Origin of the sequence: Lacticaseibacillus hulanensis (assembly GCF_004010095.1) — a bacterium.
GTDB classification, from domain to species: domain Bacteria; phylum Bacillota; class Bacilli; order Lactobacillales; family Lactobacillaceae; genus Lacticaseibacillus; species Lacticaseibacillus hulanensis.
In genome coordinates, this window is the sequence record NZ_RRYD01000001.1 from 147,306 (window position 1) to 173,975 (window position 26,670).

Here is a 26,670-nt window from a genome sequence, read left to right on the forward strand (position 1 = left end):
AATTATTCCTCCCAGCTACTTTCAGACTGCTTCATCACGTCCCAGAGTTGTGCGGTCATGCGCACATACCCCGCATTGTTCGGGTGAAAATGATCCTTACCGTAAATTAGGCGGTTGACGGCTTTCGACGCGTTCGTCGCACTGGCCGAGCTGTCGCTATCACCCTTGGTTAGCACCGAATCAATGTCGACGAAATAGGTGTTATCCATTTGCCCAAGCGTCTTTTTCGTTTCATTATTCCAGTCATGCACACTCGTTTGCATCTTCACCACGTTCGGGAAGTAGACGTAAAACGGATTGTAAATGCCAAATACGTAAATCGGCGCACTTGGGTTGTTCTTGCGCACGGCGTGAATCAAGCTCTTCAGGTGGGTCTGAAACTTGCTGATACCCTTGTTAACGTCCTTCGTATTAATATCGAGCAAATTATTTTGGAGAAGGTGCATCAGGTCGTTACCGCCAACGGTCATGGTAATTACGTCAGCACGTTTGAGCTGTTTGATGAGCTTTTTGTCCTTGACCACCCGCTTTTTAATTTGCTGGGAGGTATCACCCGTCACCCCGAAATTGCTCGTTTGGACCTTCATGCCCGTTTCGACCTCGATGTCCTGGGCAATCAGGGGCACGTAGCCACCCTGATCTGTTGTATCCCCGACGCCATGCGTCAGCGAGTCCCCGACAGCCGTCAGCACTAGCTTGTGGTCAGCCACCTTCGTCCCGGACGTGTCCAGGGGTTTAGCGGCAGGTAAAACCTTGCTGGTGATGGCCGCCCCCAAGATAACGGTCACAACCAGCCCTATAATACCGAGTAAAAGCGTTCGTAGTTTTCTATTCAATAGCGGTCCCCTTTCCCCAAAAAACGTCCGCATCAGTGCAACTGGACGGCAAAACGCCCGTTATTTGCACAAAAAGGGCGAAGCCTCAGCCTCACCCTTAACTGTTAACGCTTATTTTACACCCAAAACTGCTGGCGGCAAAATTAACCCTCGTAATACATGATTGCGAACGCACCTTCACCCGCATGTGTGGCCACGATTGGACCGGTTGGCCGGACAAGCACTGGCACACCGGGAACGGCGTCCCGAATCTGCTTTCCGATTTCTTCGGCCTTCTCCGCGATGGCCACAAATGATACACCCACACTCTTGACGTTGGGCTTCTGGCTCATCTGCTGAATTACCTCATCCTTAAATGCAGTAATTGCCTTCATCCCGCGAACCTTCTTGGCAACTTCGAGCTGACCGTTTTCCATCATTAATTCCAGCTTAATGTTGAGCACGCTGGTAATCAATCCGGCAGCACGGGAAAGCCGGCCACCCTTGACCAGATTATCGAGCTTCACAACCGCCATGCGCAAAATCGTGTTGGCCCGCACTTCCTCAAGCGCGTCAACAATTGCATCCATTTCTTGACCGGCAGCGGCCATCTTAGCGGCTTCAATTACCTGAAAGGCCATTGCCCGGTCGGTAAATCCGGAATCGACGATGGTAACATCACCGTCCGCCATGTCCGCGGCTTGACGTCCAGAGTTAACCGTCCCACTAAGGCTTTCGGCCATGAAAATCCCTAAGACTTGACTCCCATCCGCGGTGAGCTTATTAAAGGTTTCAAGAACTGTCCCGACAGCCGGCTGACTGGTCTGTGGCAGAGAGTTGGCCTGCCCCATCTTCGTAACGAACTCTTCGCGCTGAATCGTTTCACCATCGATATAAACCGTGTTGTCAATCATCACGGTCAGGGGAATTACCGTCACTCCAAGCTGCTGAATCTCCTCGTCCGTCATTTGAACGGAAGAATCGGTGACAATTTTAATCTTAGACATGTGGACGCCACTCTTTCTCGTTAAATTGAAAAATGCTTCTGCAACAAGTATACCCAATCGCCAGTAAAAACGCTAGATGATATTATTTAGTTTTAATAACTAGATGTACTTGATTTGCCAATTCCATAACGGTATCATTAACTTGTAAACAAGATTTATCGGTTAATTTACTTCGCACCAAGATTTAAGGAGGTTGCACTAAATGATGGCAGCAGTACCAAAAAGGAAGCCACGGCTTTACGATTTATACAACGAAATTTGGAGTGCAATTACGCACGGCGTTGGCATCATCCTCGCAACGGTCGCGACGACCCTGCTGGTTGTTAAGGCGGTTGCCACGGGGGATGCACTGCGCATTGGCGCCTTCGCCGGTTTTGGGCTTGCCCTCATTTTGCTCTACACCGCCTCGACCTTGTTCCACGCCCTTTACTTCACCAAGGCGCGCCACGTCTTCCAGGTCATGGATCACTCGGGAGTCTTCATCCTCATCGCGGGTTCGTATCTGCCCTACTGCCTGCTTGCAATCGGCGGGCGTCAGGGCATCATGCTCCTTGCGACCATCTGGTTACTTTGCGCCGCCGGAATTGGGATGGAATGCTTCTTCATGGGCCGCTTCAAGAAGATTGAAGTTGCCATCTACATCATCCTCGGCTGGCTGTGTGTGGTCGCCGCCAAACCATTGATGGCGCACCTGGGACTGATTGGTATCGCACTACTTGTCGCCGGTGGCCTGTGCTACACAATTGGCGCCCTTCTGTACACGCAAAAGCAGATTCCGTACATCCACGTCATCTGGCACCTATTCGTGATGGCCGGTTCGGCTTGCATGTTCTTCTCTATCTACCTGTTTGTCTAACCCATCATCAGTCTTGAATATATAACTACAAAAAATGACTGCTCCAGCTGCATTTAGCTTTGAATCACGTGTAACGCATACGCTGGTGGCAGCAAATACTAGCATTTTCGCGGTCTGGTCGCGTGCGTAAGTTTGCACCGATGCGGACAATAATAATAGGGGGTGTGACAATCGCAAAAACGCGATTGTCACACCCCCTATTATTGTGGGAAAATTTTGATTTGTATCGAAAAAGCCGCCCAATCGGATTCAAAGGCCAATTCACGCAGTGCGGAGCGCCCCCGATACGCTAGTTCACGAATCCATCCAAATAAACGTACCGGTCAAGCAGTTTGTCCTGCTTGGCGGTCAGGTCGTCAAGTTCACTTTGCAGTGTCCCCAGTTTGCCGTAATCATCCCCGCACGTCTGCATCTCCGAATTAATCTCCTCGATGCGTGCGTCAATTGCGTCCATCTCAGGCATTAACGTCTCGTACTCTTTTTGCTCGGCGTAAGTCAGCTTCACCTTCGTCTTGGGCGCAGCATCAACCTTAACACTCTCGGCTGAAGGTTTAACCTGCGCGTCCCCGCCCTCATCCTTGGCACGGGCATCCTGCTTAGCAAGATAATCGGTAAACAGGCCCGTTGCCTGCTCAATGTCGCCGTTGCCGTCAAACACAAGCAGGCGGTCCGCAACCTTGTCCAGGAAGTACCGGTCATGTGACACGGTAATGACGGTGCCCGCAAAATTATCGAGGTAATCTTCCAACACCGTTAACGTGGCAATATCCAAGTCGTTGGTCGGTTCGTCCAGCAGCAGGACGTTTGGCTGGTGCATCAGAATCTGCAGTAGGTACAGCCGCCGCTGTTCACCACCGGACAAGCGATTAATCCGGGTCCCGTGACTTGAGCGCGGAAAGAGGAAGTCATCGAGCAACTGGGTAACGCTTTGGTGCTCACCGTTTGCGTTAACCACGCCTTCCCCAACCGACTGCAAGTACTCAATGACCCGCATATTCTGGTCCATATCGGGCATCTGCTGGCGGTAGTAACCGATTTTGACGGTGTCACCGATGTCACAAATACCACTATCGAGCGGCAAATCACCCGCAATGACGTTCAGCAAACTGGACTTGCCGGCACCGTTAATCCCGCTAATCCCAATGCGCTGATTCCGTTGAACCAGTAGTTCAAAGTGGCGCAAAATCTGGTGATCACCCAGTTTGAGGCTGGCATCGTGGAGTTCGATGACCTTCTTGCCCAAACGGGTTCCGCCAACATCAATCGCGACCTTACCCCGTTCGGGTGCGACCGTCCCGGACTTCATGTCTTCGAACCGCTTAATGCGCGCATTTTGCTTCGTGGAACGCGCGTGGGCGCCCTCACGCATCCACGCCAGCTCGTGCTTGTAGAGCTGAGCCTGCTTGTGTGCGGATGCGGTTTCCAACTCAACCTGAGCCGCCTTTTGCTCAACATATGCCTGGTAGTTCCCGGGGTAAATACGCAGGGTGCCCAGATCGAGCTCAAAAATCCGGTTGGTCACCCGGTCCAGGAAGTACCGGTCATGCGTCACGACGAGCAAGGCGCCCTTGTAGTTGGCCAAGTACTTTTCCAGCCAGGCAATTGAGTCGAAATCAAGGTGGTTAGTTGGTTCATCCAGAATCAGCAGATCCGGATTTTCAATCAGTACCTGGGCCAGACCCACACGCTTGCGCTGACCACCGGATAACGAACCAATCTTCTGGTCCAAATCCGTCAGGTGCAGCTGCGTCAGAATCGTCTTGATGTTCGTCTCTGCGTCCCAGGCGTCTAGTTGGGTCATCCGCTGTTCGGCCCGGTTGTACTGGTCCTGCACGGCCTCATCGAGTGGCTGGGCCGTGTACGCGGCTAGTGCCCGCTCATATTCACGGATGGCCTGGAACGTCGCGGAATCGCCGCCGTAGACCGCATCCATAATCTTCGCGTTTTCATCAAGTGGCGGCTGCTGTTCAAGGAAAGAAATGCTGTATTTTTTCGGCGTCTGCACCTCGCCGGCATCAAACGGGTCGGTTCCGGCCAGTCCGCGCAGCAGCGTGGTTTTCCCGGTTCCATTAACCCCAATTAGGCCAATGCGGTCACCTTCATTAATCAAAAAATCAATATTATCGAGCAGCGTTTTGTCGCCGTACGCTTTTTGTAACCCACTTGCGGTTAAAGTTTGCACAGTGGTTGCCTCCGTTCTATTTGGCCAGTGCGGCTTGTAGCAGTACCTGCTTGTCATTCGGTAGCTCGCCGGCGATGACCGCCGTACGCATCTTGGCAAGAATCTTACCCAGCGCTGGACCCGGCTTCATGCCCGCGTCCATCAGTGCTTGGCCCGTCAGCGCCAGTTCACCCGCACTGTGGATTGGTAACGCGGCGTACCGCTTCTCCCAGCCTTGACCATCAAAATCTGGCTGCAGATAGCTGGCCGCGGTGATTGCTGCGGCCACACTGTCTGCCCCCGCCGCAAACAAAGCGGCGTTGTCGGCTCTTGCAGTAACTAATTCCGGCACCAACTTGGCCGCCCGACTAACAATTCCCGTGAGGTCGTTCGGCTGCTTCCACGCCTTCATGAATCGCACCGCGGGCACGGCCAAAACACTCAGGAGCAAGGTCCAGGCACTGGCATCGTCTGGCAGCTGCCGCGCCGGCAAATCCGCGAACTTTGCCAGGCCAGTTTCCTGATCAGCCAGCATTGGGCAATATTTGTCCAGTCCTGCCGTTAACATGCTGGACAAACCCGCCGTCCGGTTAATCCCCTTCAGCAGGCGACTGAACTCGGCGGCAATGCGTTCAACGGCAATGTGCTTGAGCAGTGGCGCGTTATCCGCCAGGGCGCGCGCGGTCGCGTCTTCGAGGGTAAAGCCCAGCTGACTTTCAAACCGGACGGCCCGCATCATCCGCAGTGCATCTTCGTGGAAGCGGTCCTGGGCGTTACCAACGGCCCGCAGCAGATGTGCGTCCAAATCCGCCAGGCCCCCAAAATTATCAATGATGAGGCCATCGTGGCGCGCAGCGAGGGCGTTAATCGTGAAGTCGCGCCGCAACTGGTCTTCCTTGAGCGAGCGGACAAAAGTGACCTTGTCCGGCCGTCTGAAATCTTGGTACGTGGATTCGGTGCGGAAGGTCGTGACTTCATAGCCCGTGCCGTGGTCCAGCACCATTACCGTGCCGTGCTGGATGCCCGTATCAACGGTCCGCCGAAAAATCTGCTTCACTTCACCCGGATACGCCGAGGTTGCAATGTCGACATCATGAATCGGCAAGCCCAGCAGTGCATCACGGACACAACCGCCCACAAAATAAGCCTCATAACCGGCCTCTTCAATCCGCCGCAAAATAGGTATTGCAGCGACAAATTCCGGATGGGTTAAATCAACACGCACGGTAATCCTCCTTTAACAAACATGGTTCCTATGACTCGTCCTTTAATTCACCCAAGCGGTCTTGCGCGTCAAAGTCGTCCGGCTGCAAGCTCGTCAACCGGGTAAGGGCTGCAGTTTCCTCAGCCTTCGCCCCGGTCGTCCGGAAGAATTCAGCAATTTCCCGCAAGAACTCTGGACGGTCTTGGAAGGTGCGAAATGCGAGGAGGTAATTGCTCCGTGCCTTTTCGTAATCTTCCACGTTTTCCTCCGACCGCGCTAGGTTCCAGTACAGCTGGGGGTCGCTTTCGCCACTAGCATCAAGGTCGCCCAGGTAGTCAATGTTTTCCTGGTCTCTGTGTTCGTGCAACAGGAAGTTCGACCACGCCAAAACGTAATGCTGGTTGTCTGGTTCAAGCTTGAGGGCGCCACGCAGGTACCGCTCGCCCGTCTCGCTGTCTTCCTGCGCCAGCGCTAACTCCGCGCCAACACTGTATAGCTCGGGGTTAGTATCGTCGTGGGCCAGCCCCGTCTGAATGGTCACGAGGGCCGCTTCCGGCTGACCAAGCTGCCTTTGCGCCTGCGCGAGTGGCAGGTATGCGTTAGTGTAGCTCTCATCGGCCTCAAGCACCGCGGAAAACGCGTCACTAGCCCGCTGGAACTCTTCCACCTGCATGTACAAGCCACCAATCTGGAACCGGTCCGCGATTGGCAGGCTGTCCTCCCCGACTTCCTGGTAGACGCTGATGGCATCTTCAAAGCGGCCAGTTTGGGCCAGACTCTCCGCATACCGCAGTCGCACGTTCACGCCCGCGATGTTCTCCTCGCCGCCATCAAGTAATTCAAGGTAAGCTGCCGCGGCCTGGGAGTAATGGCCCCAGTCATACTGCAGTTCACCAAGTGCGAAGATAATTACCGGTTCATCTGGGTCGAGCTTGCGGGCATCGGTCAGCTTCTGGAGACTAACTTCATATAAACCCTGACTCTGATACACGTCCGCGGCAGCAATCAGCGCCTGCACGTAAGCCGGATTGTCGGGCTTAACCCGATCAAGCAACGTGAGGGCCTGGTCCGTGTCACCGTCAGACACCGCAATGTCAGCCAGCGCGGTCAGCACGTCACCGTCGTCCGGGTAATTACCGAGTAGTTCTTGGTACAACCGCTTTGCCTGGCCGGTGAAACCCATGGCGTAAAGTTCCTCAGCAAGATTGAACTTGGTCTCGTCATCTTCATTAGCAAGCACCTGTTTAAATAATTCCCTGGCCTGGTCCATGTTGCCCTTTTCGAGCGCGTCCAGCATTTGCTTTGCGTATTCCACGATTTGCTGCCTCCTGGTCAAAATTTATCTACAATAATTAGTTACGAAAACGTCCACCTAATACATTACAACAAATCCAGCACATTGCCTAGCGATGCCGCTGAGCTGGCCGAAAAATGCAAAAAGAGCCACCCCGCGCAAGCGCGAGGTGACCCTCCTTCATGAACACGTTAATTACTTAACGGCGTCCTTCAATGCCTTACCAGGCTTGAATGCTGGTACCTTGGATGCAGGAATTTCGATTTCTGCACCGGTCTGTGGGTTGCGGCCCTTACGAGATGCGCGTTCGCGTACTTCGAAGTTACCAAAACCAATCAGTTGTACCTTGTCACCCTTAGAGAGGCTGTCCTGGATGGATGCGAATACTGCATCTACTGCAGCGGTAGCATCCTTCTTGGTCAAGCCAGTTGATGTAGCAACGCTTTCGATAAGCTCTGCTTTGTTAGCCATATTATTTCACCTCCGTAGATTAGATGCGTGAGCACCCAAACATGCCCACTTAAATGTGTGGTTCAAGAATGAGGAAATAATGAAAACCGAAGCATCACCATTTCAATCGTAAAGATATCACAGGAACGGCGTCGTATCAAGGGTTAAAGCGTTTTTTGTCTGTAAAAGCACGAAATATCACGTAACTGTCACAAAAAAACTAATAACCCGTAAAAAACGGCCGTTTTCCGTGTTTACTGGCGACTACGCGCGATTAAGTGAATTGGCGTACCGGTGAAATCAAACGTGTCCCGGAGCTGGTTTATGAGAAAACGTTCATAAGAGAAGTGCAGCAAATCAGGATCGTTTACAAACACAACAAACGTTGGTGGCTTAATGGCAACCTGCGTCATGTAGTAGATCCGCAGCCGCTTCCCGTTAACCGTTGGCGTTGGCGTCACGAGCAGCGCTTCGTTCAGCACGTCATTCAAGACACTGCTCTGAATCCGCCGTGACTGGTTTTCGGACGCCTGCAGAATCATTTCGGGCAGGTTCGTGAGGCGCTGGTGCGTCTTGGCAGAAACGAACACGACTGGCGCGTAATCCAGGTACTGGAATTCGCTCCGAATCAAGTTCTCAAAGTCACTCATCGTGTGGTTGTCTTTTTCGATGGTATCCCACTTGTTGACAACGATGATGATGGCCCGGCCAGCTTCGTGGGCGTACCCGGCGACACGCTTGTCCTGTTCACGAATCCCCTCCTCGGCGTTGAGGACCATGAGCACAACGTCGGAGCGGTCAATTGCCCGCATCGCGCGGAGCACTGAGTACTTTTCGGTTGCTTCATAGACCTTACCGCGTTTCCGGAGACCGGCCGTATCAATCATGGTGAAATCAGCGTCGTTGGCCGAGAACTTGGTGTCAATCGCGTCGCGGGTTGTCCCCTCCATTGGTGACACAATCACCCGGTTTTCCCCGAGAATTGCGTTAACCAGTGAGGACTTACCAACGTTCGGGCGCCCAATGAGTGAGAACTTAATTGAATCGTCCTCATCGCTGTGATCTTCATCAGGGAACTTAGCGAAGACGGCGTCAAGAACGTCACCCAGCCCAATCCCGTGCGTCCCTGAAAGTGGTAATGGTTCACCAAAACCGAGACTGTAGAAATCAAACACATCGTTCCGACGTTCGGCGTTGTCGACCTTGTTCACCGCCAAAATGACCGGCTTGTCGGCCCGGTACAGAATTTGGGCTACGCGTTCGTCAGCGTCGGTCACCCCATTTTCCACGTTCACGATGAACAGAATAACATCTGCTTCCTGAATCGCTACTTCAGCCTGCTCGGTAATCTGTGTAACCAGTGGGGCATCACCAATATCAATCCCACCAGTATCAATTACAGCGAATTCACGCGCAAGCCAGGTCGCCCGACCGTAAAGACGGTCACGGGTGACACCTGGGGTATCCTCAACAATTGCCTGGCGCGTGCCGACAATGCGATTAAAGATGGTCGACTTACCTACATTGGGGCGGCCGACAATTGCCAAAGTTGGCAAACTCATGTGTATCCCTTCCTTCCAAACAAAAAAGTTGAGCCAAGGCTCAACTTTTCTGCGATTAATTGTGCTTTGGTAATTAGTCCTTAGCAGCGTCCTTCAGGGCGTCACCAAGAATGTCACCAAGGGAGAAGCCGGAGTCGTCCTGCTGGTATTCAGCTGGGATCTGCGTGTGGCTTCCTTCATTGCGACGGCCACGGCCGCCACGGTTGTTGTTGCTGTTGTTGTTACGACGTGGCTGGTCGTTGTTGTTGTCGTTGCTACCAGCAGGTGCTTCAGTAAGCGCCTTGATGGACAACTGCAAACGGTGTGCGGATGGGTCTACAGAGAGAACCTTAACCTGCACTTCTTGTCCTTCAGAAAGAACTTCCTGAGGAGTGCCGATGTGTTCGTGCGAAATCTGGGAAATGTGAACCAGACCTTCAACACCAGGGAATACTTCGACGAATGCCCCAAATGAGGTCAAACGACGAACGGTACCGGTAAGAACTGCACCTTCTGGAGCCTTGTCTTCGATATCATCCCATGGTTCTGGCAAAGCAGCCTTGATGGAAAGGCTGATACGGTTCTTCTCTTCATCGAGATTGAGAACCTTAACCTTAACTTCCTGGCCAACCTTGAGCACATCACTTGGCTTGTCAACACGGTCGAAGGAAATCTGGGAAACGTGAACCAGACCATCTACACCACCAAGGTCAACGAATGCACCAAAGTTAGTGAGACGAGCAACCTTACCTTCAAGAACGTCGCCAACAGCGAGCTTGCTGAAGATTTCTTTACGTGCTTCAGCCTTGCTTGCTTCAATGACTGCACGGTGTGAAAGGATGAGGCGGTTTTCCGCTGCATCGATTTCAACAATCTTGAATTCAAGTTCCTGACCCTTGTACTGGTTCAGGTCTTCAACGAAGTGGTCTGCAACCATGGATGCAGGTACAAAGCCCCGCACGCCAGCGTTAACAACCAAACCACCCTTAACTACGGAAGTTACAGGTGCCTTAATCGTGTGACCAGCTTCGTATTCCTTCTGAATGTCAGCCCATACCTTCTGGGCTTCCAGACGGCGCTTGGAAAGCAGGTACTGCCCGTTTTCCTTATCCTTACCAATCGTGCTAATAACCACAAGCTCAAGTTCGTCACCGATCTTCGCTTCCGCGTGAATATCATCGACTGGCTGAGTACTTAATTCCTTAAGTGGCACAACCCCTTCAACACCGGTTCCTTCGATGCCGACGGTAAGCTGCTTGTCCTCAATTGCAAGAACCTCTGCCTTGACCACGTCACCTACTTTTACCGTGCTAACGCTGTTCAATGCGTCTGCCATTGTTTCTGGGTTTACGCTGTTTTCACTCATGCCAAAAAATCCTCCTTAACGACTATCATCAAATGATAGTATACCTGAAAATAAACCTAAATACCACTACTAACGCAAAATAAGTTTAACGTTCGCGTTCAGCTTGTAATGCCAGAATCTGATTAACGACTTCATCAATCGTCATTTTCGTTGTATCGATTAAAATTGCGTCATCTGCTTGGCGCAGGGGGGACGTCTTCCGCGTCGAGTCCTTGTGATCGCGCGTCGCAATCTCTTCCTCAAGAGTTTCGATGGAAACGTAGATGCCCTTACTCTGGTTATCAAGAAAACGGCGACGGGCACGTTCTGCGACACTCGCAATCATGAACACCTTGAGCTCCGCATTGGGTAACACAGTCGTCCCAATATCGCGGCCATCCATGACAATGTTACCCTCCGCCGCGATTTCACGCTGACGCCGCGTCAGGTCTTCGCGCACCGCGGGAATCGCAGACACCGCACTGGCGTTGTTCGTTACGTCCTCTTGGCGAATGGCTAACGACACATCCTCACCATTCATGTAAACCAGCTGCCCGTCCGCGGTGGGCACGAACTTGAATTCGAGCTTCGGCAGCAGTGCCGTTACCTGCTTGGCGTCATCCGGAGCCACACCGTTACGCAGCGCCATCAGCGTCACCGTCCGGTACATTGCCCCGGTATCACAGTAGACATAGCCGAGTTTCTTTGCGACTAGTTTAGCAATGGTACTTTTACCAGCACTAGCCGGGCCATCAATTGCAATTTGCATATTTTCCTCCAAATTTAGTTGCATCCACAGTCGCGGACACAATTAAAGGCAGGAGAAACTCCCGCCCCGATGGTATTTATTCTACCAGTTTTTTTACTTAACCTTCAATACCTGACCTGGCGTGATGGACACACTGGACCCCATGCCGTTTAGCGTCTGAATCTGGCTGAGCGTCATGCCGTGGTTAACCGCGATACGGTACAGGTTATCCCCAGCCTTAACGGTGTAGGTACCCGTAGCCGAACTACTTGATGAGCTGCTCGATGAAGAGGAAGACGCACTCGAACTGCTTTCCTTCTTCTCGCTGGACGAAGAACGAGCAACGGAGGAGGTGTCATCATTGGTCGAGCTGGACTTGCTGGAACTGGAAGATGATTCCTTTTCCTTGCTGGATGAGCTCGAGTCGCTGCTTTCATCCTTGACCGAACTGCTCTTAGTCGTCACGGAAATCCGTGTCGGGGTAGTTGCTGCGTTTTCCATCTTTTTTTGGACGGCAGACCAAAGAATTGGAATCATGAATACGAGCACAAGAACAACAACCAGTGTCGTGGTGAGAATTGTGTTCCCCCGTGTGTGCTTGCGCTTTTGCACACGTGAAAAATTCCCGTCATCGTCCCGGTCATCTTCAAACTGCTTATTCCAAGGCTCTTCGGCTGGCGCCTGGTTCTTCTTGGCGTTGTCTTTATCTGTTGGTCGCTTTGGCACAACAATGCCTCCCTATTTTCTCTGGATTCATTGTAGCACACAGAACGGCTACAACTAACGCTTGTTCATAAAAATCTCTTTAAAAACATCACGCCAGCCCGAAATTTCACTTGCCTTGCGCACTTTTTCACCGGCACTAGTCCGCAAATCTGCCGCAACGACGCCGCAACAGGTATCGTCGTGCTCCCGCGCCGAACTGTCAAAGCTGCTCATGAGCGCTGCCCGGTAGCAGCCGCTTGTCTGCAAATAATCGGCAACCTGCTGCACCCCATCCGCACGGACTGACAGCCGCTCCGTTAATTGCTGCACCACCTGGGCCTTGGTAAAGCCGAGGTGCTCATAACTACTAATCAGTTCAATTTGTGGATCAGCTGTTCGACTGTAAGCGGCGGGATTCGCGTAAACGGCGTCCACCACCGCCTGGTTCGGCAACGCGTCCGCAAACTGTTTTGCCCGCACCAAATCATTTGGCGTGTACAGCAACGCGGATACGGCAAACTGCCCATCGCGGCCCGCCCGCCCAATCGCCTGAAAATAATCGGTCAGGGTTTGCGGGACGCCCAAATACACGACGACGCGAATATTGGGCTTATCAACACCCATGCCAAACGCGCTCGTTGCACACATTACTTGGATTGTCCCCGCCTGAAACTGCCGTTCCCGCAATGTTCGCGTGTGTGCATCAAGGTCGGCGTGGTAGAAGGCCGCGGTCCGTCCGGTTTTTTTCTGGATGGTTTCGGAAAGCTGCTCGGCTTGCTTCCGGGTCGGGCAATACACCACCGCATCCCCGTCAAGCTGGCCGAGTAGCTGCAAGAGGCGCGCCTTTCGCTCCCCATCTGTGAGTAATTGTTCAACGCCCAAAAATAAATTGGGCCGATCAACACTGATGTTGACCGTAACGGGCCCGCTGAGCCGTAAATCCTTGATGATTTCTGCCTGCACGGGCGCTGCCGCGGTTGCCGTTAGCGCCAGCACTGACCGGGGCTGAATTGCTGCCCGAATTTGGCCCAGCTGCAAATATGCGGGGCGAAAGTCTGGGCCCCATTGATAGATGCAGTGTGCCTCATCCACGACCATGAGTTGCACCCGCACCCGGCGCAAAACGGCCTGCACATCGGGGCGTTGCAACATCTCTGGTGCGATGAACAGAAAATTAAACTGGTTTAGGTGCTGTAAAATGCCTGTGACCGTATCGGGGGCAAGCGTCGAGTTGAGTGCCACAACGCGTTTTGCGCCGAGGCCCTGGAGCCGTAGCACCTGATCACGCATGAGCGCCAGCAGCGGCTCAACCACGACGGTGAGTCCACCCGTAATTGCGGCTGGCAGCTGGTAACACAAAGTTTTGCCGCCACCGGTTGGTAAAACGCCGAGGCAGTCCTGCCCGGCGAGCACGGCATCAATGATGTCGGCTTGCCCCGGGCGCAACGAACTTAATCCGAATTTGGCTAACACCGGCTGAATTCGTTTATCCACGCTTGCTTGCCTCCCGTCTTAACTGCGCAATCTGAAATAACCGGACCTGCATAAAGGTCAGCTCAGGACTGCACTGCAGCAATTCCTGATAACTGCGCACGCCCGCTGCCCAGCTCGCGGTTAGCGCAGCAATCTGTCCGGCAGAGGCCAACAATTCAGGTGCAAGCGGCCGCACCAAGATGGCATAGGTCAGCAAGTACTCGTTAACCGTGCTTTGCTTGCGGCCAAGCTCTTGGGCAATGGTTTCGAGACTCTGCCCACTCTCAAACAACTGCACGCAGTACTCAGCCTTTGGCCCAGCTTGCGGCGTCGGCCCGCCCCACAAAGCAGCTAAGGCCGGCATGGTCTTCACGTTTTGCCACACCACCTGCACCAGCGCCGATAACTCATCCAAATTCGTGAGCCAATCGCTTGCCTGAACCCGGCCATTGTAGCCGTGGCCAACAAACTGCCCAGCCAGATTGTCCGCTGTCTGCTCAGGCAGACGCGCAAAAGCTGCGGTCAGCTCACTCGCAACGTCCTGCAGCCTGGTCGCCCAGTGCTTGTACCAACTGCGCACATACCGTTGCACCTGCCAGTCAGCACTGACCGGCACGTACTGCGCATTACCAGCCATTGCTTCAGACACGGCCTGAACCGCCAGAAAAAGGCGATTGCCAAATACGCGAACATTATTATCGGGTGCATAATGCACTGGCAAGGGTGTTCGAACGGCCGCCCGCCGCTTTTCAGCCAGTCCGGATTGCGTTAGCGCGATGGCTGTTCCATCATCAGTCGCATAGCCGGCCTGCACCAGTTTTGCCGTCGCGCTCAGTATTGCACTGCGCGGGCACTGTGGCGTCAGGCCCTGCCACTGCAAGATTCCATACTCAAGCCCTGCAAAGAGCACAGACGCCGTTTTACGACCACTGATGATGCCCCACACGCTCAGTGGCCGGCGCGGCGTCTCCGCTAGCATTTGGATGAAAATGTCGTCAAACATAAGCCCGGCTCCAATCCGCATTTATTGCTAAAAAAATAGCCAAGGAATAATCCCTTGACTATAGATTACGTCAATTATTTGTGTTGTGCGCGCCGAATCCCAAAATTTTAGGCGTGATTCCGCATTGCGTGCCTGCTTAACCAGTAGCTCATCGCTTTAGCAACCACGAGGAAGACCACCGTCAGGACAGCACCCTTGATGAGGTTAAACGGCACGACGCCAATCAGAACGTACCGCATGGTGCTCATTCCAAGCTGAAAATTCATGACCGCCATGTACATCGGCATGATCACCAGTAAATTCAGCACCGACATGATCACGGTCATCGAAAGCGTCCCGCCAATCATTCCGCCGACCGCGCGCGGCCAACTGTAACCACTTCTGATTAGAAGTGCTAACGGAATCATCAAACCGACACTGGCCAAGAATGCGGCGCTATCCCCAACGAGATTAACTAGACCCGCACCGGTGAGAACAAAGTGCAACATGCTCCTGATAAACGCAGTGCCCACTGCTCCACGCCAGCCGTACAACAGCAGACCAAGCAGGATGGCCACATCCGAAACGTCCAGCTTCAGAAACGGAAATGCTGGCAGCACCGGAAATTCGAACAGCATCAGGACATACCCGATTGCGCCGAGAACTGCGACGCCAATGTTGCGGTGTAACTTGGTGTTAATCATAAAACATTCCTCCAGGCGGTTCGCCCCTGGCAAGCCTGCCGGACACAACGATTGTGCCGGCACGTGTAATCTTCACCCAATACAATAAAACCCGTCACCAAAAATGCAGGGTGACGGGTGGTTGATTGCGTAAGACACACAAATAAGCCCCATCTTCTTCCATCTAGACTATCACTATCGGTCCCGGAGTTGCACCGGGTCAACCGCAAACGCGGGTAGCGGACTTTACCGCCGGTCGGGAATTGCACCCTGCCCTGAAGACGAACCATTTATTTATTTTTTGTAAGTAAATTACTTACAAACATACTATATCAGCTAACACTATGCTGCGCAACTATTTTTCCCCAAGTTCACGCAGTGCTGCTATCTCCGAGTGGGTTAGCTTCCGGTAATTACCAGGCTGCAGGCCGGTGAGTTCGAGGGGGCCAATGGCTTCGCGGGCCAGTTTCTCCACGGGAAAGCCAACTGCCTTGAGCATTTTCTTCACCTGGTGGTTGAGTCCCTGGTGAATCACGAGCTCAACGATGGCCGTTTGTTTGACACGGTCGCGGCTCAAAACCCGAGCGTGCGCTGGTGCCAGTTTCCGGCCCTCGATAGTAATCCCGTCACGCAATGGACGCAGCGCTGCCCCAGTCGGGATCCCCTTAACCTTGGCAACGTAGCGCTTGTCGATGTTGAACTTCGGGTGCATCAGCATGTTCGCAAAGTCGCCATCGTTGGTCATGATCAGGGCACCAGACGTGTCGTAATCGAGTCGGCCAACCGGGTAAAGACGTTCGCGGACTTCAGGGAAGTAGTCGGTCACGGTCTTACGGTCCTTGTTGTCCGTCACCGCGGTAATCACACCGCGGGGCTTATAGAATAAGAAGTACTGCTTCTTTTCCTTAGCCAGTGGCACCCCGTCAACCGTCACTTCATCATGTGTTGTGACCTTCACCCCCTGCTGGCGGACGATTTCGCCATTCACGGTCACTCGACCAGCGGTAATCATTTCCTCAGCGTGGCGCCGCGATGCGACCCCCGCGGCAGCGATGACTTTTTGCAGTCGTTCTTCATTCATCATTATTCTCCGTTTCTACCGGGTCCGTGAATAGCGGCTCCTGGTTGAACAAGTCTTCTGGATCGGCCGGCATCGTGCCGGTTTCAGGTAGTGGTGGTAAATCACTCAGGTGTTTGAGGCCGAAATAGTCAAGGAATTCCGGGGTCGTCGCGTACATGATTGGGCGCCCGGGGGCATCCAACCGACCCGCCTCATTTACCAGTTGCCTGGTGACGAGCGTTTGCAGCGCGCCAGAACTTTGCACGCCGCGAACCTGATCGATTTCAATTCGCGTAACCGGCTGCTGGTAGGCAATAATTGCCAGTACCTCAAGAGCTGCCTGTGATAACCCGGTCGCTGGTGGGCCCTGGAAATACTGCCGTAAAACCGCGGCCGTCTCCGGCTTCGTGAGCAAGTAATACTTGTCTCCGGCCAGTCGACAACACAAACCAGAATCGGCATCGGCGGCCAATTTGCTCATGAACTTTTCGAGTTGCTGGCGCGTGGCGGTGACGCTTAGCCCCAGAATCTGGGCCAAATTGACTAAATCAACGCCATCTTCACCCGCAGCATAAAGAATCGCTTCAATCTTGGCAAACATGGTTTCACTCCTTCTTCTGGTTAACTATGCGGTCGCACTGGCAGAGTTCAGATAAACCATAATTGGTGCGTGCAGACCATCCTGCTCACAGACAATCGTGTCCTCTTTCATCAGCTCCAAAATGGCGAGGAATGTGGTCACAACTTCCTGGACACTGGGCGCGCTAACTAAGCTGATAAAGTCGCAGGCACCGCCACTACCCAATCGCGTCTTAATCGCGGCAATTTTGTCCTCCAGTGAAACACTGTCGGTCTCAATCCGGCGCACAACCTGCTGCGTTGACGCAATTCGGCGCAAAACGGCGTTCATTGCGTTCGTCAAATCCCGCAGCTTGACGGCGCCAGGCGCAAGTGGCGACACGACGTCAGCTGGTGGCAGTGATGCGGGCTTAGCAAACAACGCCGCCCGCTTCGTCTCGAGCTCCCGCATCTCGCCGGCTGCTTCTTGGTAAACCTGGTAATTCAGCAGTTGCGCGACCAGGTCAGCCCGGGGGTCAACTGGTTCCTCATCGGGTTCGTCAATCTCGGGTTCCGGGAGCAACATTCTGCTCTTGAGCGCCATCAAACTGGCAGCCATAACAAAATAATCGCCGGCCACGTCCAGCGCTCGTTCCTGCATTGCGTGCAGATATGCGAGGTACTGCTCCGTGATCCGGGCGATTGGAATATCATAAATATCTACTTTATTATCTTTAATCAGGTGCCAGAGCAAGTCGAGCGGCCCTGAAAAATCTTCAAGAACCAGCGTTAAGGCCATGGCTTACCCCTTCTTGGCTTCTTCCCAGCGCATAATCACTGGGGTGACATCAATCGAGCCCATAATTTTTTTGGCGCCAACAAGCGCACTCAAATCATCCAAAACCGCAAAATAATCCTGATCCGTACGGTTTGCGGGTGACATATCTAGGTGGCGCACCAGCACGTAATCAGCACCGGTTTCCAGACCAACGACACCGCTGAAATTGCAGTTCACGTCGCTCGTTTCCTTGTAGAGGTATAATTCGTGCCCCTCATCATTCGTGTAGAGGTCGAATTCCGTCTTTAGGTTAGCGAGATTCTTGAGGTCATCCTCAAAGGACAGGAAGCCCATCGCAATCTTCTGATAGTCACGTTTGTAATTCACTAGCAAACTCAATCACCTACTTAAACCAAACTTTAACATATTTGCTGCCTGCACACCAACCCACTCAGCGCTGCCAATTATCCCCGGGGGTGCGTCTTGTGGTAGACCTCTGCCACGTGTTCGTTCGACAGGTGCGTGTAGATTTGGGTGGTGGAAATATCCGCATGACCCAGAATTTCCTGAACAACCCGTAAATCGGCACCGTTCTCGAGCAGTTGCGTGGCAAACGAGTGCCGCAGTGTGTGTGGCGTCACATCTTTTTCGATGCCAACAGCATTAATATAGCTTTTCAAATTCTTCCAGATGCCCTGCCGCGTCAACCGGTGGCCGTGAAAATTAACGAACACCGTCTCCGGGTCGCGGCCATGAACAAGCTGAGTCCGCCCGTCCGCGATGTAGCGTTCCACCCACGCGGTCGCCTGCACGCTAATCGGGACCAAGCGTTCCTTGTCCCCCTTACCAATTACTTGGATTAGGTGCAAAGGCAAATGCAACTGCCGCATCTGCAGGTTAACAACCTCTGAAACCCGCATGCCCGTTGCGTACATCAGCTCAAAGATGGCCCGGTCGCGCAGACCTAGAGGCTTAGCAATGTTTGGCGCCGACAGCAAACGATCAATCTCGGTTGCACTCAGCGTTGTTGGCAAATGCCGCGCGGGTTTGGGCGCATCAATTAGCTCCATCGGGTTGGCACTAATCACGCCCTGACGGAGCATAAACCGGTAGAACTTGCGCATTGCCGACTGCTCCCTGGCCATGCTCGCTGGTGCTAGTTCCCCCGCTTCGTGGGCAAAAAAGTCCGCCAAAGGTTCCCGTCTTTCTGGCAGGGCCGTCATGTGTTCATCCTTGAGCCACGCCTGAAACCGGGCTAAGTCACGCGCGTAACTGTCCTGGGTGGTTTGCGCCAGTCCCCGCTCTGCATCAAGGTAATGAACAAAGTCAGCGATTAAATCATCCACGGCCCAAGCCCCCTGCTAATCCTTCTTTGCGACCAACTCAATGTAGCCGTCATGAATCGTAATCTTCCGGGCCTTGAGCAGGTGACCAACGGCGCGCTTGAAGGCACCCTTGCTGATGTCCAATTGACGGTTGATTTCGTCCGGTGATGACTTGTCCGTCAGTTCGAGGCGCCCATCACGACTGTGCTCGAGAACGGCTAGCACCATTCCCGCATCGTCATCAATGGCCTCAAACGCGCGGGGCTTCAGTGAAATATTGAGTCCACCATCATCGCGCACCCCAATGACCCGACCGTGAACAACTTGCCCGAGGCGTGGTTCAACGTCGCGCTCGCTGGGATGGATAAAACCAAGCTGATGTTCATCGGTGAACACAAAGGTCCCAACAATCTTGTTGCGGTAAACGGTTGCCGTTACGTCCTTGTTCATCATGTCCGCATGTGCACGGCGTGACAGCTGGCTGATAATGTCCCCACCAGCAATCGTCGCCCACATCCGGTCCTTCTTATCGATAATCAGTTTGACCATGAGGCGGTCGCCCCGCTGTGGCCAAAGATATGTCTCAAGTGGCAATTCATCTAAGCTAACGGCAATGTCCTTATCTGGCAAGCCAGCGTCAACAAACACACCTAGGTCCCGGCGCGTTGCGACCACGTCACAATAGGCGTATTGTGATTCGCTGATTTTAGGTTGTTTGGTCGTCAGGCGCGGGTGGTGATGCTCATCTTCGTAAGCAAAGCCCGTGACGTCAGCCCCGATTTCGGGTACATCCTCGCCAAACTCGGTTGCATCTACTGGCATCGTAACACCCGCGTACTGAACAAAGACGGTCGTGTCGTTTTTATCCGACACCTTGCCGGTAATAAATTGACCGTTAAACTCCATGATTGTTTTCCTCCAACATATCTGTATATATCCGCACAATTAACGCGGCGGGTGCTTCTTGCGAATCACCCGCCCAATCCTCTCCCTACTTTACCAAATTCCGGCATAATAAACCAGTTACCATAATCCGCCAGACACAAAAAAAGCGTGCCGCAAGCGACACGCTTTTTTCACTAGGTTAAATCCTAGAGGGCGTTGGTAGCACCCTTGTAGATAATACCGCGACGAGAGTCAACGGTGATTACCTGGCCGTCGTTGATAACGGTCGTTGCGTTTTCAGCACCAACAACAACAGGAATTCCCATTGCGATGCCGACAACAGCAGCGTGGCTCGTAAGCCCACCAGCTTCAACAACAACAGCAGCAGCCTTTTCGATTGCAGGCAGGTAGTCCTTGTCCGTGGTCTTAACAACCAGAACGTCACCCTTCTGCATCTTGGCAACAGCTTCACCAGCAGTAGCAGCAACAACTGCCTTACCAACGGTGGTCTGGTCGCCAACACCGGAACCAGAGGTCAGCTTGGAGCCGATCATCTGCACCTTCATAACGTTGGTCGTGCCGGTTTCACCGACAGGAACACCAGCGGTAATAAGGATAAGGTCGCCTTCTTCAGCAAAGCCAAGGTCGGTAGCAGTCTTGGTAGCAAGTTCGAACATTTCGTCAGTAGAACCTGGCTTGTCAGCAACAACTGGGTAAACACCCCAGTTGATCATGAGGCCGCGACGAGTAATGTCATCGAAGGTAACGGCAAGAATGTCAGCCTTTGGACGGTACTTGCTGATCATCCGCGCAGTGTAACCAGAGTTGGTTGCAGCAACGATGGTCTTAACGCCAAGGTTACGTGCGGTGTGAGCAACAGCCTGACCAACAGATTCCGTAACGGACTGGTCGGAGTAGTTCTTAAGGGCGAATGCGTCCTGGTCGACCATAGCCTTTTCGGTGTATTCGTCAATCCGTGCCATAGCAGCAACGGATTCAACAGGGTAGTCCCCGTTTGCGGATTCACCGGAAAGCATGGTAGCGTCGGTACCGTCGAATACGGCGTTAGCAACGTCGTTAACTTCGGCACGGGTAGGACGTGGGTTTTCCTGCATGGAGTCAAGCATCTGGGTAGCAGTGATAACTGGCTTGCCAAGAGCGTTGCACTTCTTGATGAGGGCCTTCTGAACGAGTGGCACGTGTTCGAATGGAATTTCGACACCCATGTCACCACGAGCAACCATCAAACCATCGGAAACCTTCAGGATGTCATCGATGTTGTCGATACCTTCCTGGGATTCGATCTTAGGGAAGATCTGAACGTATTCAGCGTGCTTTTCTTCGAGCAGTTCGCGGATGTCAAGGACGTCCTGAGGCTTACGTACGAAGGAAGCAGCGATGAAGTTGATGCCGCTGTCAAGACCGAAACGAATGTCAGATGCATCCTTTTCAGTAATACCAGGCAGGTTAATCGCAACACCAGGTGCGTTAACACCCTTACGACCGCCCAAGATACCATCGTTTTGAACGGTGGTAACAAGTTCACGGTTTGCTTCGTCCTTTTCGGTGATCAGGCAGTCAAACAGACCGTCATCGAAGAGAACGTGACCACCAACGTGGGTGTCGTCGTAAAGACCTGGGTAGGTAACCGCGATCTTTTCCTTCGTCCCTTTGAGGGATGCATCCATCGAAATGCGAACAACGTCGCCGGTGTGGAATTCGATCTTACCAGTTGGCGTGTCCTGAACGGTGGTGCGAATTTCAGCACCCTTGGTGTCCAGCATAATCCCAACAGTCTTACCGGTGATCTTTTCAGCTTCGTGAACCATGTTCATACGAGCGAGGTGTTCCTCGTGGTCCCCGTGTGAGAAGTTGAAGCGGAAGACGTTTGCACCTGCTTCAATCAACTTAACAATAATGTCGGTTGTGTTACTTGCAGGTCCAAGCGTGCTGACGATCTTGGTCTTTTTCATGAAAGAAAACGCTCCTTTAAAAAATGTGTTTTTAAACTTTGGTACCCAAAATTAAATGTGCTTAGAATGCAAGATCCTGAGCAACCTTGTAGAGATCCATGTCGGCCTCGTGCTTGGAATCGAACAGGTCAAGCATGTTGTGTTGCACTAGCTTGTTGTTCTGAATCCCAATGGCAACCCCACCCTTGTTCTGCATCAGGAGTTCTACAGCGTAGACACCCATGCGGGAAGCAAGAACACGGTCGAAGGCGGTTGGTGTCCCACCACGCTGAACGTGGCCGAGAGTAGTTGCACGCAGCTGGAAGTCGCCGTATGGTTCAAGCTTCTTCGCGAACTCAGCAGCACTCATCACACCTTCAGCAAGCACGATGATTGCGTGCTTCTGGCCGCGTGCGCGACTGCTCTTAAGCTTTGCGGCAACTTCAGCAACATCAAAGTCCTTTTCAGGGATGATGACATCTTCAGCGGCGCTTGCAACAGCAGCCCACATTGCGATGTCCCCTGCGTTACGGCCCATGACTTCAACAACAAAAGTCCGTTCGTGACTTGCAGCGGTGTCGCGCAACTTGTCCATTGCGTCAACCGCAGTGTTCAGAGCCGTGTCGAAACCGATGGTAAAGTCGGTAAATGGAATGTCGTTGTCGATTGTGCCTGGAAGACCAACAGCGTTAAAGCCGTGTTCGTTCAGACGCAGTGCGCCATGGTATGAACCGTCCCCACCGATAACGATGATGGCGTCAATACCGAACTTCTTCAGAACTTCGATTCCCTTGAGCTGAACAGGTTCTTCTGCGAACTCTGGGAAACGTGCTGAGTAGAGGATTGTCCCCCCACGGTTGATGATGTCATCAGCCGTCCGGGAGTCAATCTTGAAAATGTCACCAGCCAGAAGGCCAGCAAAACCGTAGTTGATACCGTATGCTTCCAGGCCTTCGTGTTCGGCCTTACGCGTTACGGCACGAACCGCGGCGTTCATGCCAGGGGCATCCCCGCCGCTGGTCATAATACCAATGCGTTTCATTGTTTCACCTCACGTGATTACTCGTGGATAACTCGTTCGTTCCACACAAGAGTTAGCTTAACACTTTTCAGAAATAAAGTCGCCCTTATTTACCACATTTCTAATGGCTTCCTCACTCAATGGTGGGCTTGCGAATCGAGACTGCGTTTTCACCCAACATTTCGCGCAATGTTGCCTGCATGTCGGCGCTACCACTGACGGAGTAGCGTGCAGCGAGCAAAACGGATTTTCCGTCGCTGGTCACATTTACGCGCATCCGGCCGCGATTACTCAAGAGAACCCGCAGCACATCTTTTTTCATATTTACATTTGCTTCATTGCCAAGATTCAGAAACAAGACCTCGGGGAGATTGGCAACAGCTTTGTCGGCATGTTGCACCCGGTTGGCCAAATATCTAGGCGCATCGGGCGTGCTCTCCCGGTCCTGGCTCACATTAATTAGGTAAACGGTGCCGGCAGCCAGCCCGCCGCTTTGCAAATATTGCTGCGGAAAAACGGTCACTTCGGCCGTCGCCGATTCATCCTGCACCGTCAGAAAGGCCATCTTGGTGCCCTTCTTGGTGGTGATTACGTGCACATCCGTTGCCACGACCAGAACCCAGCACTGCTTGCTCAGCGCGCTTAGATCAACAACCGGGAAAAATTCACGCAGAATACTGTACCGGTCAACCGGGTGGCCCTGCAGGAAATACCCAAGCTGGTCAGCCGTCATGGCGTCCCGGTCACTGGCACTAAGCTGCTGCACCGTCGTTTTGCTTGGCCACACCGCTGCCAGTAGCGCCGCGTCACCACTGGCCAAATTAACCGCCTCGAGCATGCCATCCAGCCCGGCCAGCAGGTTCGCCCGGTCGAAGTCTAGGTTGTCAAACGCGCCGGCTTTGACCAGCGGCGTTAGGGTCGCGCTCGTGCGCTGCTTTGCAGTTAACGCCAGCAGGAATTCGGGAAAACTGGTGATTTTCTTTTCCTTCCGGGCCGCAATCACAGCCATCACCGCATCCCGGCGCAGACCACGAATCGCGCCCAGACCGACCCGAATCTGCCCTTGGACAACGCGGTAACCATTGCCAGACAGGTTAACATCGGGTGGCAAAATTTTCACGCCCGCCGCCTTCGCCTCACTGATGAATGCCTGGGTTTTGGCCTGATTACCGATGTTCGCGTTCAGCTCGGCAGTGTAAAATGCGGCCGGGTAATGCCGTTTGATGTAAGCCATCCAAAAAGCAAGCATCCCGTAAGCGACGGCGTGACTGCGGTTAAACCCGTAACCGGCAAACTGCTCAATTGCCGCGTAGATGGTCTCCCCGTCGGCAACACCAACGCCATTGCGCGTTGCACCAGCGAGGAATTCGGTCTTGCCCGCGTCAATGAGCGCCTGCTTTTTCTTGCTCATCGCCCGCCGCAAATCATCGGCTGCGGCCAGCGACATTCCCCCAACCGTGTGGGCCACCTGCATAACCTGCTCCTGGTAGACGATGATGCCGTACGTCGATTGAAGAATTGGCTCCAGCAGTGGCGTCGCGTAGGTAATTGGCTTCCGCCCGTGCATGCGGTCCGCAAATTCAGTAATAAACTGCAATGGCCCGGGACGGTACAGCGCACCGGTGGCCACAACGTCCTCAAAGGTCCGCGGCGCCACCGTCCGCAATGTTGCCCGCATCTGCCGGCGCTCGAACTGGAAGATACCAAGCGTGTCGCCCCTCGCGAATAATTGGAGCGTTGCCGCATCATCAAGGGGTACCTGCTGCAGCGTAAACTTTGGGTCAAACTGGCGCTGGACGATTTTTTGCATGCTCGTGAGCAGAGACAACGTGCGCAGACCCAGCACGTCAATTTTGAGCAAGCCGATACGTTCGACGTATTCCTTGGTCACCTGAGTCTGAATTCCGATGCCCACTCCGCTTTTCTGCAGGCCAACAGTATCCATCATGTCCCCGGCGGAAAGAACGACTCCCGCCGCATGGGTGGTCACAGTCCGGGGCAACCCGACAATGCGGTCAGCCACCGCAAGAATCCGGGCGATTTGGGGATCATCTTGGCGCAAATCGCGCAACTGCTGACTGTTTTCTAATGCGTCCGCAATTGTTTTGGCGCTGCCGGGAATCTCACTGGCCAAATTGTCAGTTGCATAACTAGCCAGCCCGTACACCTTGGCCACATCGCGCACTGCTTGGTGGGGGCCAAACGTGCTGGTCGCCATGATTTGGGCGATGTGTTGTGCACCGTACTTGTTCTTAATGTAACTCAAGACATCGCTGCGGCGCTCGTCCTGAACGTCAATATCGATATCTGGCATCTGTCCGCGGTTCGGGTTCAAGAATCGTTCAAACAGCAAACCGTACGCAATGGGATCCACGGCGGTGATGCCGAGGCTAAAGGCCACAAGGGAGCCCGCCGCCGACCCCCGTCCCGGGCCCGTCATAATCCCCTGCGCGTTGGCCGCCCTAATAATGTCCTGCACAATTAGGAAATAATCAGCAAACCCCATCTGGTCAATCACGTCGAGCTCGCGTTCCAGCCGCTGCGAATATTCGTCCGTAACCACGCTGATGCGCTCATTCAACCCCGTAGTTGCCAGCTTGGCCAAATACTCCTCGGTGGTCAGACCACTGGGTAGCGGAAACTGCGGCAGCTGCGGCTTGACCACGGGAATGGTGACGTCGCACCGCTGAACTAGATCCTCGGTGCCCGCAATGGCCGCCGTGAACCCCGCGCGGTTTAACACCTCAGTCAGCACACTCGCTTCAGGCAAAATGTACTCCGGATCATCCGCTGGCAACTGGGTCAGCTTCAGGTCCTGGTCAATTGCCATGAGTACCCGCCTGGTTTCGGAACCAGCGTGATCTAGTTCGCGCACATCCCCCAGAACCACCGGTGTCCAGTGGTGAAGCTGCGCAAAGTCCAGCAAGTCCGTATTCTGCTGGACCCCGGGCAACCCAATGTTGATGCTGGCGGGCTTTTTGGTTGCTAGGCGGTCGACCGCGGTTGCCGCGGCGTTCCCATCCCCCGCAGCAAATGCTCGATACATTGGCCCGTTTTCGGTCGTCACCACGGCAAGACCGGTAAAATCTGGTAATTCCGCTAGCGTTTTGTGATCAAACTGAACCGCGGTGCTGATTTTCAGCAATTGCCGATAGCCAGTAAGGTTTTCTGCAATCAACACAATGTTCTCATCGTCAATGATTAATTGCATCCCGAGCAGTGGCTTAATTCCGGCGGCAGTGGCGGCATCGTAGAACGGGACGAGGTTGTACACAACGTTGACATCAGTCAGTGCCATCGCCGTGTAACCATTTGTCTTGGCAGCGCGCACCAAATCAGCCACCCTGATTGGGCTGGCCAAAAAAGTGCCACTTGTCGTAACTCGTAATTGTGTCAAGCTCATTGCGTTCCACCTCGCTAACCATTATAAACTAAATGCGATATCGACTACGGCAAAAATAATGTTGTTCATTTGCAATGTTTAAATTCCGTGGTAAGATTGCTGGGAAGTGGATTTACCTCCACACATGTTTTCAAGCCGAGCCCCACACAGCGGGGCTGACGCAAAGAAAGGACGAATTCACATGCGCTATATTGTTACACTTATCTGGGGCGTCATCATGGGCCAGCTCATGGGCTTTCTTTCTGGCGCGCTAACAAAAACCGCCTACTCCCCTAAACTTTCGCTAATTTTCAGCGTAATCTTCGTGATTATTTTGTTCGCATTACCACCAATCATGAAGCACTTTGATACTGCCAAGTAATTTAAAAAGAACCCCGACGTGATGAAACCTGCGTCGGGGTTCTTTTTTGCTTGCGCTGATTCA

General features: G+C 53.3%; 23 protein-coding genes, 1 pseudogene and 1 riboswitch. Of the genes and pseudogenes, 2 read left to right on the top strand and 22 right to left on the bottom strand.

Annotated elements, in window-relative coordinates:
- Window positions 1-2 precede the first annotated feature (2 nt).
- Window positions 3-836, bottom strand: a complete 834-nt coding sequence (locus tag EKN00_RS00660) for an SGNH/GDSL hydrolase family protein (RefSeq protein WP_164847973.1) — start codon at window positions 834-836, stop codon at window positions 3-5.
- Window positions 837-979: 143 nt separating this feature from the next.
- Entirely contained in the window at window positions 980-1,822 is an 843-nt protein-coding gene (locus EKN00_RS00665; protein ID WP_127848204.1) for a DegV family protein, read from the bottom strand.
- Window positions 1,823-2,027: 205 nt separating this feature from the next.
- Here EKN00_RS00665 and trhA point away from each other — a divergent pair, with 205 nt between their 5' ends.
- Complete coding sequence (gene trhA, locus EKN00_RS00670; RefSeq protein ID WP_127848244.1) at window positions 2,028-2,678, top strand: PAQR family membrane homeostasis protein TrhA; 651 nt, start codon at window positions 2,028-2,030, stop codon at window positions 2,676-2,678.
- Window positions 2,679-2,967: 289 nt separating this feature from the next.
- Here the strand turns inward: trhA and EKN00_RS00675 are convergent, their stop codons facing one another.
- The 20 genes and pseudogenes from EKN00_RS00675 to EKN00_RS00770 form a co-directional block, all read right to left on the bottom strand.
- Entirely contained in the window at window positions 2,968-4,860 is a 1,893-nt protein-coding gene (locus EKN00_RS00675) for an ABC-F family ATP-binding cassette domain-containing protein (RefSeq protein ID WP_127848205.1), read from the bottom strand.
- 16 nt (window positions 4,861-4,876) lie between these two features.
- Window positions 4,877-6,064: a CCA tRNA nucleotidyltransferase gene (locus tag EKN00_RS00680; protein ID WP_127848206.1), complete on the bottom strand. Its 1,188-nt coding sequence runs from the start codon at window positions 6,062-6,064 to the stop codon at window positions 4,877-4,879.
- A 28-nt stretch (window positions 6,065-6,092) separates the two neighbouring features.
- Window positions 6,093-7,361, bottom strand: a complete 1,269-nt coding sequence (locus EKN00_RS00685; protein ID WP_479680737.1) for a tetratricopeptide repeat protein — start codon at window positions 7,359-7,361, stop codon at window positions 6,093-6,095.
- Between the two features lie 171 nt (window positions 7,362-7,532).
- Window positions 7,533-7,808, bottom strand: a complete 276-nt coding sequence (locus tag EKN00_RS00690) for an HU family DNA-binding protein (protein WP_054676083.1) — start codon at window positions 7,806-7,808, stop codon at window positions 7,533-7,535.
- A 233-nt stretch (window positions 7,809-8,041) separates the two neighbouring features.
- Window positions 8,042-9,349, bottom strand: coding sequence for a ribosome biogenesis GTPase Der (gene der, locus EKN00_RS00695; protein ID WP_127848208.1), 1,308 nt, complete (start codon window positions 9,347-9,349; stop codon window positions 8,042-8,044).
- A gap of 145 nt (window positions 9,350-9,494) precedes the next feature.
- Window positions 9,495-10,694, bottom strand: a pseudogene (gene rpsA / locus EKN00_RS00700) (30S ribosomal protein S1); the annotation flags it as partial.
- 85 nt (window positions 10,695-10,779) lie between these two features.
- Window positions 10,780-11,442: a (d)CMP kinase gene (gene cmk, locus EKN00_RS00705; protein WP_127848210.1), complete on the bottom strand. Its 663-nt coding sequence runs from the start codon at window positions 11,440-11,442 to the stop codon at window positions 10,780-10,782.
- A 93-nt stretch (window positions 11,443-11,535) separates the two neighbouring features.
- Entirely contained in the window at window positions 11,536-12,147 is a 612-nt protein-coding gene (locus EKN00_RS00710; RefSeq protein WP_127848211.1) for a LysM peptidoglycan-binding domain-containing protein, read from the bottom strand.
- 54 nt (window positions 12,148-12,201) lie between these two features.
- Window positions 12,202-13,620, bottom strand: coding sequence for a RecQ family ATP-dependent DNA helicase (locus EKN00_RS00715; RefSeq protein WP_127848212.1), 1,419 nt, complete (start codon window positions 13,618-13,620; stop codon window positions 12,202-12,204).
- On the bottom strand, window positions 13,613-14,602 hold the full coding sequence (locus tag EKN00_RS00720) for a helix-turn-helix domain-containing protein (RefSeq protein ID WP_164847974.1): 990 nt from the start codon (window positions 14,600-14,602) through the stop codon (window positions 13,613-13,615). Before EKN00_RS00720 ends, EKN00_RS00715 begins: the two co-directional genes overlap by 8 nt.
- A 107-nt stretch (window positions 14,603-14,709) precedes the next feature.
- Window positions 14,710-15,285, bottom strand: coding sequence for an ECF transporter S component (locus EKN00_RS00725; RefSeq protein WP_127848214.1), 576 nt, complete (start codon window positions 15,283-15,285; stop codon window positions 14,710-14,712).
- A gap of 147 nt (window positions 15,286-15,432) precedes the next feature.
- Window positions 15,433-15,551: riboswitch (FMN riboswitch) on the bottom strand.
- 68 nt (window positions 15,552-15,619) lie between these two features.
- Window positions 15,620-16,345: a pseudouridine synthase gene (locus EKN00_RS00730; protein ID WP_127848215.1), complete on the bottom strand. Its 726-nt coding sequence runs from the start codon at window positions 16,343-16,345 to the stop codon at window positions 15,620-15,622.
- Complete coding sequence (gene scpB, locus EKN00_RS00735) at window positions 16,338-16,925, bottom strand: SMC-Scp complex subunit ScpB (RefSeq protein ID WP_127848216.1); 588 nt, start codon at window positions 16,923-16,925, stop codon at window positions 16,338-16,340. Before scpB ends, EKN00_RS00730 begins: the two co-directional genes overlap by 8 nt.
- Before the next feature lie 24 nt (window positions 16,926-16,949).
- Window positions 16,950-17,681 (bottom strand): segregation and condensation protein A, encoded by a 732-nt coding sequence (locus EKN00_RS00740; RefSeq protein ID WP_127848217.1) that lies wholly within the window; start codon window positions 17,679-17,681, stop codon window positions 16,950-16,952.
- Between the two features lie 3 nt (window positions 17,682-17,684).
- Window positions 17,685-18,047, bottom strand: a complete 363-nt coding sequence (locus tag EKN00_RS00745; RefSeq protein ID WP_241559428.1) for an N-acetyltransferase — start codon at window positions 18,045-18,047, stop codon at window positions 17,685-17,687.
- 77 nt (window positions 18,048-18,124) lie between these two features.
- Window positions 18,125-19,006 (bottom strand): site-specific tyrosine recombinase XerD, encoded by an 882-nt coding sequence (gene xerD, locus EKN00_RS00750; RefSeq protein WP_127848219.1) that lies wholly within the window; start codon window positions 19,004-19,006, stop codon window positions 18,125-18,127.
- 15 nt (window positions 19,007-19,021) lie between these two features.
- A complete protein-coding gene (locus tag EKN00_RS00755) occupies window positions 19,022-19,891 on the bottom strand; it encodes a CvfB family protein (protein WP_127848220.1) in 870 nt (289 codons plus the stop codon).
- 185 nt (window positions 19,892-20,076) lie between these two features.
- A complete protein-coding gene (gene pyk, locus EKN00_RS00760) occupies window positions 20,077-21,843 on the bottom strand; it encodes a pyruvate kinase (RefSeq protein ID WP_127848221.1) in 1,767 nt (588 codons plus the stop codon).
- A gap of 61 nt (window positions 21,844-21,904) precedes the next feature.
- Complete coding sequence (pfkA, locus tag EKN00_RS00765; RefSeq protein WP_127848222.1) at window positions 21,905-22,864, bottom strand: 6-phosphofructokinase; 960 nt, start codon at window positions 22,862-22,864, stop codon at window positions 21,905-21,907.
- A gap of 112 nt (window positions 22,865-22,976) precedes the next feature.
- Entirely contained in the window at window positions 22,977-26,246 is a 3,270-nt protein-coding gene (locus tag EKN00_RS00770; protein ID WP_127848223.1) for a DNA polymerase III subunit alpha, read from the bottom strand.
- A 181-nt stretch (window positions 26,247-26,427) separates the two neighbouring features.
- On the opposite strand from EKN00_RS00770, the gene EKN00_RS00775 reads away from it, so the two are divergent.
- Window positions 26,428-26,607, top strand: coding sequence for a YjzD family protein (locus EKN00_RS00775; protein ID WP_127848224.1), 180 nt, complete (start codon window positions 26,428-26,430; stop codon window positions 26,605-26,607).
- Window positions 26,608-26,670: the final 63 nt, after the last annotated feature.